Raw genomic sequence first — 16670 nt, forward strand, 5'->3', positions numbered from 1 at the left:
CCCCAGATTTTTTGGATTCCCTTCTTCAAAGGGAAAATCCAGGAATAAAGGCGAACGCTTCGCTTCTTCGGATCCTTTCTGCCTCTCCGTTATCGTGTAAATACGTTTACTCCTACATAGCTCAAAGATATTTAAAAAAGGTTTACCGCAGCAGCACGGTTTTGATTTCGTAAGGTTTAAAAGATAACGTAATCTGACCATCAGTACTGGTCAGCGGCTCGCCCGCTTCTTCCAACGCGTTGGAAAGACAGGCTAGTTCAAAGGCATGCGGCCATTGCAAGGTTACACGTTCACGTTTGCCTGAAGATTCATAGAAACGAAGTACCGTGCCGTGTCCATCCTCTGCCATTTTGACCGTATCCAGAATGACGTGCTTGCTATCAAAATCAATCCATGCTCCGGTTGCCGGGCGAGTGCGGGCGGCAGCAGTTACTGCTTTCTCCGTACTCTGTTGTTCCTGCTTCGCCTGCTGTACCGTCACCTCATGATTCAGCTCGGCAGCCTGACGTACCGTATGTGCACTTCGCCAATCTCCTTCGTGTGGATACAGGGAATACGTGAATTCATGTTCTCCCAGATCGGCCGTCCGGTCAGGCCACTTTGGTGCACGCAGCAGGGACAAACGAATGGTGCTTCCCTGTACGTCATACCCGTATTTGCAATCGTTGAGCAGACTCACACCGTATCCATATTCCGATACATCTGCGAACCGATGTCCACAAACTTCATACTGAGCCTGTTCCCAGCTGGTGTTGCGATGCGTTGGGCGTTCCAGTGCGCCAAATGGAATCTCAAATGTTGCCTTGGAGGTCACCACATCGATTGGAAAACCAACTTTCAGGAGCTTGTGATTTTCATTCCAGCTCACCTGTGTCTGGAAGTCAATCCGCCGTGAATCATGGTAGAAGACGATATCTTGCGTAATCACCGATTGATGGAGCTTCCAGCGGAACCGCAGTACATCCTTCGTTGTACCGGCCAGCACCAGATTTTTCTCCAAGAGTTCCACTTCGCCAGCAATCTGTTCTTCATAACGGCTGTCAATATCCCATGCATCCCAGAGCGTTGGACGGTCATGGAAAAAGTGAAGTTGATTGCCCCGTTCACCCGGCTTCAGCATCTCTCGTTCTGCAGTTTTATCCCACAGGCGAGTGATCTCTCCACGTTCGTTAAACTGAATATGATAAAATGCGGTATCCCAGGTATCGTTAAAGGTCGGTTGCCCGGCAAGGTTCATCACTTCGCGTACATTCGTTTCCCTTGTATTTTCCGGTACCAGCCAAATCGTCTTATATCCAAACGCCGGGATGTCCGTCACGAGAATTGAAATGGTTCCATCCTCCCGATCCATCCGCAGACGCTGACCCTCTTCATCTATTGCGTAACGATCAATTCCATCGTGCAAGGGGAGCTGAACGACTGAACTGCGTTTCCAGCCCAGACTGTTAAACACAACATAGGCCACTGAACCCTCTGGACCTTGCGTGTTAATGCCCTTCGTCAATGCTGCAACACCTTGATCCAGTCCGGTTCTACCCAGTTCAAATACTTGTACATACTCCTCATCCGAAGTCACGTATGATTCCGTGATTGCTGAACCAGGAATGATATCGTGGAATTGATTCAGCAAAATCAGCTTCCAGCCATCATGCAGCGCCGAACGCACTTTGGCTTCTGCCTGCTCCTCCATGTCCGGTAGAGCGAGTGTATTCCACAGCTCGGCTTCACGATACAGGACCTCTGCTTTGCGGTTGTTTCGCTTGTTGCGTGCATGAGTCGTATACGTACCCCGGTGCAGTTCCAGGTACAGATCACCGTGCCATTCAGGAAGTGCAGGCTGCCCTGCTTCAATTCCTGCAAAAAAAGCTGCGGCTGTGCTGTAGCGACTTGCAGGCTGTCCTACCATCAAATCTGCCCGGTCCACGTACTCCAGCATCTCGCGTGTTACCCCACCGCCGCCATCTCCGTGCCCATACAGGAGCATATGCTCGGGATGTGCCGCTTTTTCGCGATAGGACTGCCAGTGATCATGAATATCCTTCGGTAATGTGTGTTCATTGACACCATGATTGAGGTAGGAAAGAATCGGTGTTCCGTCAATGCCAACCCAGTGAAAGAGATCGTATGGGAATACATTCGTATCGTTCCATCCCAGCTTCGTCGTCATGAAATAGTCCACCTTGCCATGCTTCAAAATCTGAGGCAGGGAAGCACAGTACCCGAATGTATCCGGCAGCCATTCAATCTGAGATGTCCTGCCGAATTCCTCCATATAAAAACGCTGACCATATAACATCTGGCGAATCAGGGACTCTCCGCTTGGAATGTTCAGATCCGGCTCAACCCACATGCCGCCAACCAGCTCCCAGCGCCCTTCGGCAATCCGCTGCTTCACCCGGGCATACAATTCTGGATCATGCTCCTTCAAAAAGGCATACAGCAAGGGCTGACTCTGGGAGTACACATAGTCCGGATATTCATTCATGAGTGCATCCACGGTCGAAAAGGTGCGACTCGTTTTGCGTACGGTCTCGCGCACAGGCCATAACCAGGCAATATCGATATGAGACTGCCCCACCATATGTTCGAGCCCTTCCGCATTGCCGCCAATCTCGCGCACCTGATGCCTCAGGCTCTCCTCAATATGGCGAATACCCTTCCCCTGCTGAATCCCTTCATCTGTCATGCCAACAAATTGGTCCATCGCACGATAGATGGCTTCCAGCAGACGAACCCTCCGGAAGTCACTTTCCGGCAGCAGCACGGCCGAATCACGCACAATGATGACCGTATACATCAGACTCCGAACCGCTTCGTTCGGTCTTACCAGCAAGCTGGCAATCGATGTGATCGGCGGCTGAATAACCGCCTGTTGATTCAATGGATCCACCGGTTCAGGCACCGGATCGAACAGCTCGATTTCAAGCTTGGGATTCGTGCCGATGCTGGACGGGTCCAGCGTAACGTACGTATGATTGCGGTCCAGACCCTGATAAGAATGCCCGTTCACCCGCAGCAAACCTTCGCCTCCCGATTCAAATACAAGCCCGAATGGAGCCTGGTTCCAGGAAGAAGGGACCTCCAGATGCGTCCGAAAAAAGTAGGTGGTTCCCTGCGTGCTTGGAAAACGATCGAGGCCTTCTCCCTCCGGATAAGGCCCTTGATTCTCATATTTTCCCGGCACGTCATAATAAGCGCGGGTAATTTCCCAGCTGCGGAGCTCCACTTGCTCCAGCCACTGATGTTCGGACAGTTCGCGGATAAATCGTCTGATGCGTTCCACTGTTTTACGCCTCCTTTACCGTCAGCTCGGCCATTTGCGTATCCTTCACATTGCCGCCGATATGAATATGAAATTGACCCGGTTCAACGACGGGCTTTAATTGCCGTCCGATATATTGCAGCTGCTCTGCCCCAATCCGGAATTCAACCGTTTGTGTCTCACCAGGCTCCAGGTTTACTTTTGCAAACCCCTTCAGTTCCTTGGCAGGACGAGTCATTAGGCTAATCACGTCCGTGACATACATCTGCACTACTTCCGCTCCCTTACAAGGACCCGTGTTAGTTACATTGACTGATACTTTAACTGATTCGCCAGCTGTCATGGATGCCCTGCTAAGCTTCGGCTCGCTATATTCGAAAGTGGTGTAGCTTAGTCCATAACCGAACGGATAACGAGGCTCCAGATCCTCTTCGAGGTAACGCTTGCCCCGGGAACGTTTGCCGTTATAGTAGATGGGTAACTGACCGACATGCTTCGGAATGGAGATCGTCAATTTGCCCGACGGATTCACATCGCCAAATAGAATGTCTGCAATGGCATGCCCGCCCTCTTGACCCGGGTACCATGCCTCCAGAATGGCATCGGCATGTTCATCCACCCAAGGTTCAGTGATGGGACGGCCATTGATGTAGACAACGATCAGCTTTTTGCCAAGCTTGTGAATTTCCTGAATGAGTTCCAGCTGTACTCCCGCAAGCCCTAGCGTCATACGGTCAATACCTTCGCCGCACTCCATATCATTCCAAGAATCATCAGACACATTGGATGCACCGGTCTTCAGATCGATCGTTCCTTCCCCAAAATCACGGGCACTTGAGCCGCCAACCACCATGATGACAGTATCTGCCCTGCCGGCAATCTCAATGGCATGCTCGAAGCCTTCTCTGGAATCGCCTTTAATTCGGCAGCCTGGCGCGTAGAGTACCTGTTCCGGTTGACTGGACGGATTAGCTCGAGATGTTCCATCCACATGTACAGCTTCGTTCCCTGCAAGCTTGCAGCGGATCCCATCCAGTACCGTTGCCACTTTGGATTTGGGTTGTGGTGACGTGTAATCACCCAGCTGATTGTAGGCATGATCCGCATTTGGTCCAATTACGGCAATTCGACCAGCCCCTGTTGTAGATAGCGGAAGCGCGGATTCCGCATTTTTGAGCAGGACAACTCCTTCTGCAGCCAATTGGCGTGCCAGCTGGATATGCTGCTCACTGCCAATCACTTCTGCTGCCCGGTCGGCATCCACATAAGGCTGTTCAAACAATCCCAGTTTGAATTTTAAAGCCAGTACGCGGCAAACAGCCTGGTCCAAAACCTGCACATCAAGCTTGCCCTCCGAAACAGCCTGCACCAGATACTGTCCAAACATCTCACCGGACATTTCCATATCGATGCCTGCCTGAATGGCCTGGACAGATGCATCCATCCCATCGGCTGCAACATCATGCCCGCCTGCCAGCATGTTGATTGCGCCGCAGTCCGTAATGACCAGACCGTCAAAGCCCCAGTCTTTGCGCAAAACATGGTCCAGCAATTCCGTATTCACCGTACAAGGCGTGCCATCAATTTCGTTATAAGCCGGCATGATGGACGCTGCACCGGCTTCCACCGCTTTGCGGAATGGATACAGATCCACCTCCATTAACTCGCGCCAGCCCATGTGTACAGGACCCGCATTGCGTCCACCTTCCGAGCTGCCGTAACCGACAAAATGCTTCAGCGTCGCAGCTACCGCATCCTCCCGGTCAAGGCTTTCTCCCTGAAGTCCCTCCACGGAGGCAACCGCCAGTTCCCCAATGAGATACGGATCTTCGCCGAAACATTCCTCGGTACGTCCCCAACGCGGATCACGTACGACATCCAGTACCGGAGAATACGTAACCGCACCGCCTTGGGCACGCGTCTCTCGTGCTACCGCCTGGCACATCTCACGGTACAGATCCACGTTCCAAGTGCTGCCGAGCAGCAGAGGTACGGGATACACCGTTCCGTCAATTGCCATATGACCGTGAGAGCATTCCTCCCCAATCAGGATGGGAATACCCAAACGGGAGTGCTCGACAGCATGGCGTTGAATCAGGTTTACGGCTTCTGCACCTTCTCTTGCGGATAAACCATTTTCAAGCGTAACTCCGGTCCAGGGATCGGCTCGAAGCGCACCATAGAGAGAGCCGACGCCGCCATTTTCCACTTGCTCCTTAAAGGACTCACTAAGCGTGATGTTCCCCTGGTCGTTTGTATATGTCTGCCAGCCAAAAGGCTGGATGAGCTGGCCCACCTTCTCTTCCGTAGTCATCAGGCCAAGCAGGTGCTGTACCCGTTCCTCTACGGACTTACTCTTGTCCTTGTATGTCATCATCCTGAAACCCTCCAATCCTATAGAGTGATGATCCGGTTACTCTTTCACCGCTCCCACTGTCAGACCTTGCACGAAATAGCGTTGGAAGAACGGATACGCGAATATAATCGGCAGCGTTGCCAGCACGACCATCGCCATCCGGGATGTATCCTGCGGAATGGACTGCATGGCTGCCAGACTCATGGAACTGTTTGCGGAGTTTTGCTGGATAAACTGGATGCTCGACTCAATCCGCATCAGCATGGATTGCAGGGGTACCAGATTGGGATTATCGATATATAACAGTGCATTGAACCAATCGTTCCAGTAACCGAGTGTACTGAACAACCCGATGGTTGCCAGTCCTGGCAGCGACAATGGAATCACGATTTTCATAAATGTATAAAACTCTCCGGCGCCATCAATTCTCGCGGATTCAATAACCGCATCCGGCACACTGGTAGAGTAGAACGTACGCAGAATCATGATATAGAAGGCATTCATTGCCAGTGGCAGAATCAGTGCCCATACGGTATCTTTCAGTCCAAGCAGCTGGGATACGACCATATAGGTCGGAATCATCCCGCCGTTGAACAACATGGTCAGGATCGCAAACACGGAGAAAAATCTCCGGTATCTGAAGCTCTTGCGGGAAATGGCATATGCATACAGGGACATGAGAATCAGACTGATGATCGTCCCCAGTACTGTGACCAGAATGGTAACCCCATACGCACGCAGCAGCGTATCCCCACTCTGCCAGACAAACTGATATGCTGCGAGACTCCATTCCGCCGGAATCAGGCGGTACCCATCACGGGCCAATGCCTTTTCATCCGTAAACGAGATGATGACGACAAATATAAAAGGAAATACACAGATCAGAGCGAATAAACCGGCCATGATGTTCATAATGATGTTCCAGCCGCTGGATACATGATGGAAGTCGCGTTTTTTTACGAGTTGAGCCACAGTGGTTCACTCCTTTCCCTTGTCCTAGAATAAGCTGCTATCTTTATCGATCTTGCGCACCACATAGTTGGAGATGATAACAAGCACAAAGCCCACGATCGATTGATACAATCCGGCAGCCGTACTCATGCCAATCTCACCACTTGTTTTCAAACCACGATACACATACGTATCAATGACATTCGTAACGGAATAGAGCGTACCCGAATCCCGTGGCACCTGATAGAAGAGACCAAAGTCGGCATAGAAGATGCGGCCCACAGCCAGCAACGTCATTATCGTAATGATCGGCGAGAGCAACGGAATCGTAATGTTGCGAATCTGCTGCCATTTGCTCGCACCGTCGATCATTGCAGCTTCATAGAGCGAACGGTCGATGCCCAGAATGGAAGCCAGATAGACGATACTGTTGTAGCCAATCGTTTTCCAGAGTGCGACAAAGATTAGAATGTACGGCCAATACTTGGCTTCCGAATACCACTGAATAGGTTCCACTCCAAACCAGCCGATGATCTGATTCAACATCCCCCGGTCCATGCTCAGGAAACTGAATACAAAGTAACCTACAATGACCCAGGAGAGGAAATAAGGGAGGAACATCCCTGTTTGATATATTTTGGCGAGCCGTTTATTAATGAGCTCCGAGAGCAGGATTGCCAAACCTACGGCAAACACCAGCCCCAGGAAAATGATGGCGATGTTATATAGAAGCGTATTTCGGGTAATGAGCAGCGCGTCATTGGTGCTGAACAGGAATTTGAAGTTGTCCCAGCCCACCCACTCACTCTTTGCAAGACTGGCCCAGAATCCTTCACGACTGAACCGGTATTCCTTGAATGCCGCTATAGTGCCTACCAGGGGCAGATAAGAGAAGAAGAAGAACCAGATGGCGCCTGGCAGCACCATGAACAGCATGACTCGGTTTCTTATCAGATTTTTCAAAAATGCAGTCATTTGGATATCCTCCTTCAGGCTTGAATGAAAAAAAGAATCGGACGCTACATGCAGCCGCCCGATCCTACGAATGTAACCTTACTTATTTTCCGCTCTCCAGGCATCAAGCTGGCTTTGGGCTTCAGCCATTACCTTCTCAAGACCGGCTTGATTGAACTTCTCAATGACCTGATCCAAGTTGGTCGCAGGGTCCAGCGTACCGGTCATCAATGCGGCCCAGTATTGTTCTTTCACGTTTTGTACAGCTGTCAATTCAGCAGAAACGTTGCTTGCATCAAAGTTGAAGCTGAGGATTGGGGAGTTTACGCCTTCAGCATTAAACTTCTTGAACTCATCCCATTTGTTATCCGGATCGTTGCTGTTCAGATAGAGCAGCATGTTGTTACCGAGGGAATACGATGGCATGTCGTAGTTCTTCGATTCAGCCAGGTTTTCCATATGTGTGTCATCCACTTTTTTGTAATGCGTGCCCTCGATACCGGAATCCACCATGTTGCGCAGCACTGGGTCGGTATTGAGCAGATTCAGGAATTCCATTGCATTTTCCGGATATTCCGAGTTGGCAGAGATCGCCATAATGGAGCCTTGTACAGATGTGTTTGTGATGATCGCATCACTTGCCGGTGTGGAAACGACAGGGTATCCGTAACTTGCAGACCATTGGTTGTCAGCCAGCGGTTGAGTCTGTGCGCGATCCAGGAACCAGTTGCCTGATGTAGTCAGGTCATTGGTCGAACCCGTTGTTGCCGCCTCTGCAGATACATAGCCAGCTTTATAATATTTGTTCATTGTTGTGAGCGCTTCCTTCATTTCAGGAGTCTCCAGGATGTTCACGAGCTTGTAATCTGTAGTGTCCAGTTTGATGGCCATTGGCAGATTCTGAATGACATAGTCATAAGGGACATAAGGAACATAGTTTTTATCCATTGCAAATGGTGTCACACTTGGCTCATTTTCCTTGATTGTTTTGAGCAAAGGTTCGAGACTATCCAATGTACGAATATTGGAGATGTCCAGATTGTATTTGTCGAGCAGCGTTTTGTTGAAACGCCATACTTCTTGCTGCGGAAGCTCCTTGTTGGCAGGAATACCGTAGTTGTGACCATCGACTTTGGAACCGCTGAGGAAAGCCGGGTCAATGGTATCCATCAGTTCCTTGCCGTATTCAGGAAGCAGTTCATCCAGCTCCATGAACGCGCCTTTTCTGGCATTCTGTACATAGTCAAATCCGCCCGACGCGGTAAACAGAATATCCATTGGCTCACCGGAAGCGACATTCACCTGCATTTTCTGAGGGTAGTCACCCCAATCGACCATTTTCATGGTTACGGTTGCATTAATTTTTTCCTTGGTATACTTGCTGACTTCTTCCATGACCTTGTTCACATCTTTTTGCGGAGTACCGATGGTGTACCAGATCAGTTCGACTGAGTCATCCCCAGCCCCGCCGGATTCCGAAGCACTCTCACTTCCACCGCAGGCACTCAGTACAAGTGTAACGGCCATCAACATGGACAGGACGAGAGAAAAACTCTTTCTTTGTTTACGCATGATTTAGATCCTCCCTTTTCGTTTTCCCTTAAGCACTAACGAACTAACTGCTATAACCTTATCGAATGAAAGCATTTTCAAAAAGAAGATAAACTTAAGTTTTCGAGGTACAAATTAAAGGGAAAACATCTTTTCACCCTTAATTTATCCCTGCCACCCCGAAATAACTTACACCAAAAAGACATCCCGAGTTACATATGGCACCATGCTTCTTGTATCATGCCTTGTATTTCGGGATGCCTATTCAGTCAGTCAGACGTATTCGTCCTGATTCCCTGTGAATTAACCAATAACCTTGAAATCCGTGGGAGAAATGCCTACATATTTGCGGAATTGTTTATAAAAATAGCCTGTCTCCCAATACCCCACATTTCTTGCAATCTCATGCACCTTCAGGTTGGAACTTCGCAGCTGCTCCTTGGCGCGCTCAATTCGGTATTTATTGATATACTCGGCAAAGGTTTCTCCGGTCTCCTTGTGAAATAATTGTCCAAGATACACTGGATGCAGATGATAATGTGCGCCAAGCAGTTTAAGGGAAAGCTCATCGGCGTAGTGTTTGTCGATATGCTGAAGCACCTGGTTGACGATTGGATTTTTCAGATCCTGAAGCAGAGATTCAATTGTTTCGGTTCCCACTTGCTGCAGGGCCTGCACCAGTTCGGCAAAAGTGCTGCTATCCAGCACCCGCCTTAGCCCTTTTTGGTAGATGACAGACTCATCCGTATGCTTGATGCTCTCCAATTCCATTTTGAAGCGAATAACCAATTCGAGGGCCGTATTCATCAGTTCCACAGGGGTCATTCCATCACGATACTGTTCAAAATCGATTCGAATCCGTTCGGCCAGCTGTTCGATATTGCGGGATAACATCAGTTTGGCGTATTCCTTCCAGTCGATGGAGAAACGACTGCCTGCACTGCTCCCCGTTTCAAGGATCGCATGATCGATGACTTTAAGATCAGGGTAGATCATCACATACTGCAGAGCCCGCTTGGCTTCTCTGTAACTGACGGGTGCCTGATGAATGCCCTTTGCCATGCTCCCCACTCCAATATAAGCCGACGGATGTGCCTCAGAGATCTGTCCGGATAAACCTGTAACGCAATCCATGAAAAGCTGTCTATCGGTCTGTTGGTCGTCCACATTGGCGATCATGACGATATCTCCATCCAAATCGTGAAAAGTGCTCACATACGGCTTGTCTTCCAGTAAACACTGGACCTGTTGAAATATGCCCGGCTCATCTCCCTTCGTACGAAGAATGGCGATGCCATAGCATGGACCGTCCAGTGTGAGATTCATGAACAGCGAACGCTCCTCGAATTCCGCTGTTGCAATTTGTCCCGTCAACCATCGATGAAGGATGTTGTCCTTCAAAATTTGAATGCCGTAGGCATCATAACTTGTTTTTGCCGGAACTTGATCCAGCTTGGAAGCCGTGTTGCGCAATGTAGATTCCAGTTCCTCCACATTAATCGGTTTGAGCAGATAATTTTCGATCCCCAGCTGCATGGCTTCCTTTAAATATTCAAACTCATTGAACCCGCTGAGAATAATTACTTTGAGATCAGGCTGGACACGCCTTGCTTCACGAATCAGATCAAGCCCGTTCATGAGAGGCATGGAAATATCCGTAATCAGAATATCGACGGGTTGGGTAGAGATGGCATTCAGCGCCGCCTGACCATTACCGGCATGATTTACAATTTCCATTCCAAACGAAGACCAATCCACAATCTCGTATAACCCTTCAATAATAAACGGCTCATCGTCCACAATAAACACTTTGTACATGCTAAACACCTGTCCCTTCCGTATGAGGATAACGTACCCTGATCAGGGTTCCTTCTCCGAGCGTGCTCTCTATCGTTATTCCAAATTCCGGCCCATACAGGTACCGTAATCGACTGTGTACACTGCGCAGTCCAAACATTTGCCCCGACTCCTCTGGACGTTCCAGTTCTTGCAGAATCTCGGCCAACCTGTCAGGAGCTATGCCTTTGCCATTATCTCTGACTTCCACCTGCAGCACGTCACCCAACTCTTCCACCACAATGGATAGCTGATTATCCGAGCGTTCTGTCTGGATCCCATGCACAACATAATTTTCAATGATCGGCTGCAGGGAGAGCTTGACCACAGGATGTTGATTATGGACAGGGTCCAATTGGATGTTGTATGTGAAAATGTCCTTATAGCGGATTCGAAAGAGTTCGAGATATAGACGACAGGCTTCCATTTCGTCCTTCAAAGTATAGTTCTTTTTCTGCTGAACAAGGCTCTTGAACAGCACGGATAAACTGTAGATCATCTCACCAACGTCCCTTGCCCCCTGGGAGATAGCCCTCATTCGAATCACCTCAAGGGTGTTATAGAGAAAGTGAGGATTGATTCTGGCCTGAAGAGCAACCAGTTCTGTCTCCTTTTGTTTGATCTCGGCTTTGTACACCCGCTCAATATACAGGTTCAGTTCATCGAGCATGTCGTTGAAGCTATGCGAGATCTGGCCAAGCTCATCATCGCGGGCATCATCGATACGCGCACTGAGATTGCCATACTTCACCTTCTGGGTGAACCGGATAATGCGCCGGGTCCGTTTGGCAAAATTAATGATGAAAAATGCAGGAACCAGCACGGCAAACAGGGTGCACACGATGCTGATCGAAATAATCGTATTGCGAATACCCGCATAGGTTTCAGCCATTTCTTCCACAGGAACCGTGGCCACGATGACATACCCCTGATCTGCCGAAACAAACTTGTTCACGTACATGTTTTTTTCCTTTTTCATGGAATCCATGTCCGTCTGATCAAAGAGCGAATCAGCGACTTCAACAAAAGGATACTTTTTCCCGTAATAATTGCTGCTGGAGTCGAATAATACGTTGCCTTTTGCTGACAACACCACAATTTCGCCCTTAAAATTGCTCTCATAACTATCCAGCGCATTACCAATGCCTGCAGAGTCAAAAAAAACGAGGAACTGGCCCAGATTACGCAGGGTCTGTGTATTGTTTATTGGAACACGAATAGCGTACAAGTCTGGACTCCATTCATTAATCTCTTTGCGAATCCAGTAGTTCGGCGCACTGATATTAGGCGTCTCCATGGCCATGACGTCAGGAATATAGGAATGGGCCGCATTCGTGTCCAGTTTCTTGAATTGCTTATTAGGGCTGAACATGGACATGTCCTGACGCTCTGCACTATATAACATCAACTGATGAATGTCCGCGTTCCGATCCATGATGTTCTGAAAATGTTTCAATACATCTGCGGAGTAGTCATCCTGATTGGCGTAATATCCATTCGTCAGATGCTGAACGTAATCCGCATAGGTGTGGTTCATCAAATATGAAATATTGGCCGAGAGTGCCTCATTCTGATGCATATCTCTCACCATATTTTGCACAGACTCATATTGCTGATGAATGTAGCGGTCCACGCTTTCCATCGCTGCTTTCTGGATGGCCAGCTCCCGACGGATCGTCGAGTCGGACACGGATAGAAAAATGATATAAGACAACGTAATAATTGTCACAATGGATATCATCGAGAAAATAAACAGCATTTTCATAAACATATTATTTTTGAAGAAATTATTGTAAACGCTAACAATTTTCAAATCGCAAGTTCCCCCCGATGCGGATGTCCTGTCTGAATTATATCATTTGCCTTCTGACATTAACTTCTCACCTCGAACTTTTCTTTAGTTTATACCTGCCTTTCTTTAATTTCGCCCTATTTGAAAATGCTTTCATGCACTATCGTTAACCATAAGTTTATATTTGTGTAAACGAATACCTTACATTGAGTCCACTTGAAGGAGGAACAGCATGACACGCAATCTCAAACCGAAAGGCATCATTCCCAAGGTAACCGCACTGGCCCTCACGTCAGCCCTGCTAGGACAATTGGTCGCCTCATCTGTTTATGCGGGGGATACACTTCCGTACACAGGTGACAGTGCCAAAGGCGCTAATCAGCCCTATCAGCATGGCTACACCTCTGCCCAGATCCTGAATTGGACACCGGAGAGTGATATCTATGGAGAACTGCTTCGTGCACATGTACCATTGCAGCCGCGTAATGATGCCTTTGCTGCCACGCAGGCCTACCCCGAGCTTAGTCCGGACACCCAACTGTTTACGATGAGTGGTGATTATGGCAACGCATTCTTTGACAGCACCCCTTATACCAACGAATTTAGCCAGTATCTGTTTAATTATTGGCAATATACAGACTATTATAGCTACTGGCATGGCATGGCTTCTGCCGGAGTACCGGAAGAGCTGTACGACCCGAACAAGGAGTGGACAGAGCGATATTTCGAATTTGGCATTCTGAACATTCCGAATCCGGCCTACACCAATGCCGCGCACAAAAACGGCGTCCGTTCCATTGCCAACATATTCTTCTCCGACAATGACCGTGGTCCTCAAACGTACAAGCAGATGCTCGTCCAGGATGAAGACGGGAATTTCCCCGTCGCTGTCAAACTGGCCGAGATGGCCAAGTACTATAATTACGATGGATACTTCTTCAATCAGGAAGAGGTAGCCAAAGGGGTTGCTCCCGAAGACATTCCATCCTACAAAAAATTTATGCAATATCTGCGAGATCAGGGCCTCTATGTCCAGTGGTATGACTCTACCATTAATACGACAGGTGAGATTGAATATCAAAATGAGTTCAATGAACTCAACAGCCCTTTTGTACAGGATACGGCCCTGGGCAGAGTTTCGGATTCCATATTCCTGAACTATGTCTGGAACCATGAGATGCTCCGCGATTCACGCGATCATGCCGTCAGTCTTGGACTGGATCCCCTGGAAACCGTCTTCGCCGGAGTTGAAGGCGGTCATGACCGGTTTGGACGATGGAAGCAGCTCTATGACTTGCGCAACAATCTGGATGAGAACGGTCAACCCATGAACAGCATTGCGACGCTGGGGGCGGACTTTACCCACAATGCCCTTGATGAAGAGATGGGCGATGGCAGCACCAATCACAGGGCCGAAGACCAGTATCAATGGATGACCTTTGTACGCGATCGCGCCTGGTGGTCAGGACCAAATCAGGACCCAACCAATGCTCGCCGCAATGCGTCGGTTGATCTGTCGGATGTCTATGCTTCCGGTGCCAACTGGGATGGCATAGCCGCTTACCTTACAGAACGTTCCGTCATTAACGGTTCGAATTTTGCTACCAGCTTCAATACAGGACATGGTCTGCAATACTATGAAAATGGGACAGTGTCCAATGCTTCCGAATGGTCCAACATCAACATCCAGGATATTCCGGTCACCTGGCAGTGGTGGATGGATAGCGAAGGTGACAAACTTAGTGTTGATTTCGATTATGGTCCAACATATGAGAAAGGTGCCCGTTATCAATACAATTCCATTGGTGCCTTCAATGGCGGCAGCTCTATCGTTGTAAACGGCACACTGAATGCAGAAAATTTCCTGCGTCTCTACAAGACCGATCTATCTGTCAATGCTCAGTCCAAACTGGAGCTCACGTATAACAAACCATCGAGCAGCGATAAATCCAGCCTGCAGGTAGGGTTAATTTTTGAAGACGATCCATCCCAAGTGGTCCGGGTTGATGTACCGAATTCAGGCAAGCATACGAAAGGCTGGAAAACAGCTTCACTGGATTTGAGTGCCTATGCAGGCAAACAAATCGCGGCTTTCGGATTGATATTTGACCCCAATGGCACAACGGTTGAAAATTATCAGATGAACATGGGTGAAATCCGCATCTTTGACGGATCCGCTTCCAAACCAGACGCCCCTTCGGGTTTCCATATTGCCAAGTCACTGACCAACACGGATGAACTCGTTGTCGAGTGGGACATCGAAGACTATTCGAAGGTGAAGCAGTACAATGTCTACGAAAATGGTTCTTATGTTGGCGGGATCTATGATTCCACCTATTATATTAAATCCCTGAAAAAACGCTCCGGCGAACTGTCCATCCGTGCTGTAGGCGCAGACGGCAGTGAGAGTGAGCCCGCCACTCTGTCCTATAATTTGGATGCAGCGGTTCAGGACATTCAAGTGAAATTTAACAAACAGGGCGACGCCACCGTCAGCTGGAAATATCCGAAGAAAACCAAAGGCAAAGAACCGATCCAGCTCACATTGCAAACCGAATACGCAAGGGAACCTTTTATCAAGACCATTCAGGTCAAAAAAGGCAAATCTTCTGCCGTCCTGACGGGACTGCCAACCAATGGTGAACATTATGTGCTTAACATTGCCATCGGCAAACAAAAACCGGTCACGTTTACCGGACAACTGGCTGATCATCAGATTACACCATACGCGAAGGAAAAGGTTACGGTAAATGATGGAAAATACACGCTTGCCCTACCTGATCTGGAGGATTGGTATAAGATTTATGTTTACGAAAATGAGGTACCACGCGAATTCGGAGTGACTTACGTTACACAAAAGTTCCCTTATATTATTCGGGGAAGAACGAAGTTGAGTGAAATGACCTTCACACCTGCCTCAAGCAGCAGCTCGCTGAAGCTCGTGATTGAAGATTACGCAGGTAATAAGGCCACAACCATTTTGAGATAAACGGTTTTAGCCGGTTAACTATTTATAGGTATTGAAAAATAAGGTAGATCACAGCCCTCTCACTTCCCAAAAGAAGTTGAAAGGGCTGTGATTATATTCAGAGAATATGTAATTTGCCCTACAATACACCATTCATCCCACCAAATATCCGACCTAAAACATTAAAATAGATCAGAATGATAGACAAGATAAGAGCTATGGGTAGAATGGACAGCAATTGCATTTTGTTTTTCGGAATAAAGAGCAATAAAACAATAATCATGATTAGATAAACTCCCATTAGTACTGGGATTAAATAATAATGGGTGTGAATAGGCAAGTAAGCGTTACGCAATTCAAATCCTTCAATTAGCAACATAGTGATTGGAAGGGATGAAACCATACATGAAAACAATCCGTTTCCATGCGCATACCAAATTATATAAGCACATATGGGAGATATCACTGCACATATACCCCAGAATAGAATGGCTCTCACTGGGATAAAGTGTAGAAAAAGCACAGTGTAAACATAGTACACGGTAAGCATCGATCCAAAAAAAGCAAATGCTTTGACAGCAGCTACTTTGGGAGAATAACTAAAGACTGATAACAGTGTTGCAACAAATACCCATATACCAAGACGTCCGCCCATATCGTCAAATACGGGATTAATCCCCGGAGTATCCACAAGTTTTGCTGCCAAACCCAAAATAACTCCGATAAACACGGCATATATGATTGAAAAAAATGTTTGTTGTGTTGTCGGCCTATTTGCAACTCTAATTCCATTTAACTTGTCAGATCCCCCCATGATCTCCCTCCAATGTTTCAATCATTATTCTAATTAAGATATGGCAGCAATGGATAACGATAATCTGTTCGCATTTATTCAAAAAGCAAATTTGTAAAAATATTACCTCTCGACACTTCTAGTGTATTCATAGATAGGCTTACTTGCAAAAAGGCGAGCCTCCTTTTTGTTAAGGGGACTCGCCTT

Annotated in this window: 9 protein-coding genes; 1 reads left to right on the forward strand and 8 read right to left on the reverse strand. The window is 48.0% G+C overall.

The genetic code is table 11. The features are described from left to right. Positions 1 to 142 precede the first annotated feature (142 nt). From AAIH57_RS23710 to AAIH57_RS23740, 7 genes are all read right to left on the reverse strand, one after another. A complete protein-coding gene (locus tag AAIH57_RS23710) occupies positions 143 to 3283 on the reverse strand; it encodes an alpha-mannosidase (RefSeq protein ID WP_430023221.1) in 3141 nt (1046 codons plus the stop codon). Between the two features lie 4 nt (positions 3284 to 3287). Further along, a complete protein-coding gene (locus tag AAIH57_RS23715) occupies positions 3288 to 5639 on the reverse strand; it encodes a glycoside hydrolase family 3 N-terminal domain-containing protein (protein WP_430023222.1) in 2352 nt (783 codons plus the stop codon). A 36-nt stretch (positions 5640 to 5675) separates the two neighbouring features. Further along, positions 5676 to 6530, reverse strand: a complete 855-nt coding sequence (locus tag AAIH57_RS23720; protein ID WP_217506623.1) for a carbohydrate ABC transporter permease — start codon at positions 6528 to 6530, stop codon at positions 5676 to 5678. 84 nt (positions 6531 to 6614) lie between these two features. Continuing rightward, complete coding sequence (locus AAIH57_RS23725) at positions 6615 to 7544, reverse strand: ABC transporter permease (RefSeq protein ID WP_175399251.1); 930 nt, start codon at positions 7542 to 7544, stop codon at positions 6615 to 6617. Between the two features lie 78 nt (positions 7545 to 7622). After that, on the reverse strand, positions 7623 to 9095 hold the full coding sequence (locus AAIH57_RS23730) for an ABC transporter substrate-binding protein (RefSeq protein WP_430023223.1): 1473 nt from the start codon (positions 9093 to 9095) through the stop codon (positions 7623 to 7625). A gap of 282 nt (positions 9096 to 9377) precedes the next feature. Next, positions 9378 to 10892 (reverse strand): response regulator, encoded by a 1515-nt coding sequence (locus tag AAIH57_RS23735; RefSeq protein ID WP_430023224.1) that lies wholly within the window; start codon positions 10890 to 10892, stop codon positions 9378 to 9380. Position 10893: 1 nt separating this feature from the next. Beyond that, a complete protein-coding gene (locus AAIH57_RS23740) occupies positions 10894 to 12723 on the reverse strand; it encodes a sensor histidine kinase (protein ID WP_376769001.1) in 1830 nt (609 codons plus the stop codon). Positions 12724 to 12934: 211 nt separating this feature from the next. Here AAIH57_RS23740 and AAIH57_RS23745 point away from each other — a divergent pair, with 211 nt between their 5' ends. Further along, positions 12935 to 15691 carry an endo-beta-N-acetylglucosaminidase gene (locus AAIH57_RS23745; protein WP_430023225.1) on the forward strand — a complete coding sequence of 919 codons (2757 nt, stop codon included), beginning with the start codon at positions 12935 to 12937 and terminating at the stop codon, positions 15689 to 15691. 118 nt (positions 15692 to 15809) lie between these two features. Here the strand turns inward: AAIH57_RS23745 and AAIH57_RS23750 are convergent, their stop codons facing one another. Then, positions 15810 to 16484: a hypothetical protein gene (locus AAIH57_RS23750; RefSeq protein WP_430023226.1), complete on the reverse strand. Its 675-nt coding sequence runs from the start codon at positions 16482 to 16484 to the stop codon at positions 15810 to 15812. Positions 16485 to 16670 lie beyond the last annotated feature (186 nt).

The sequence above is a fragment of the Paenibacillus sp. MABNR03 genome (genome assembly GCF_050455445.1).
Lineage (GTDB): Bacteria > Bacillota > Bacilli > Paenibacillales > Paenibacillaceae > Paenibacillus > Paenibacillus xylanilyticus.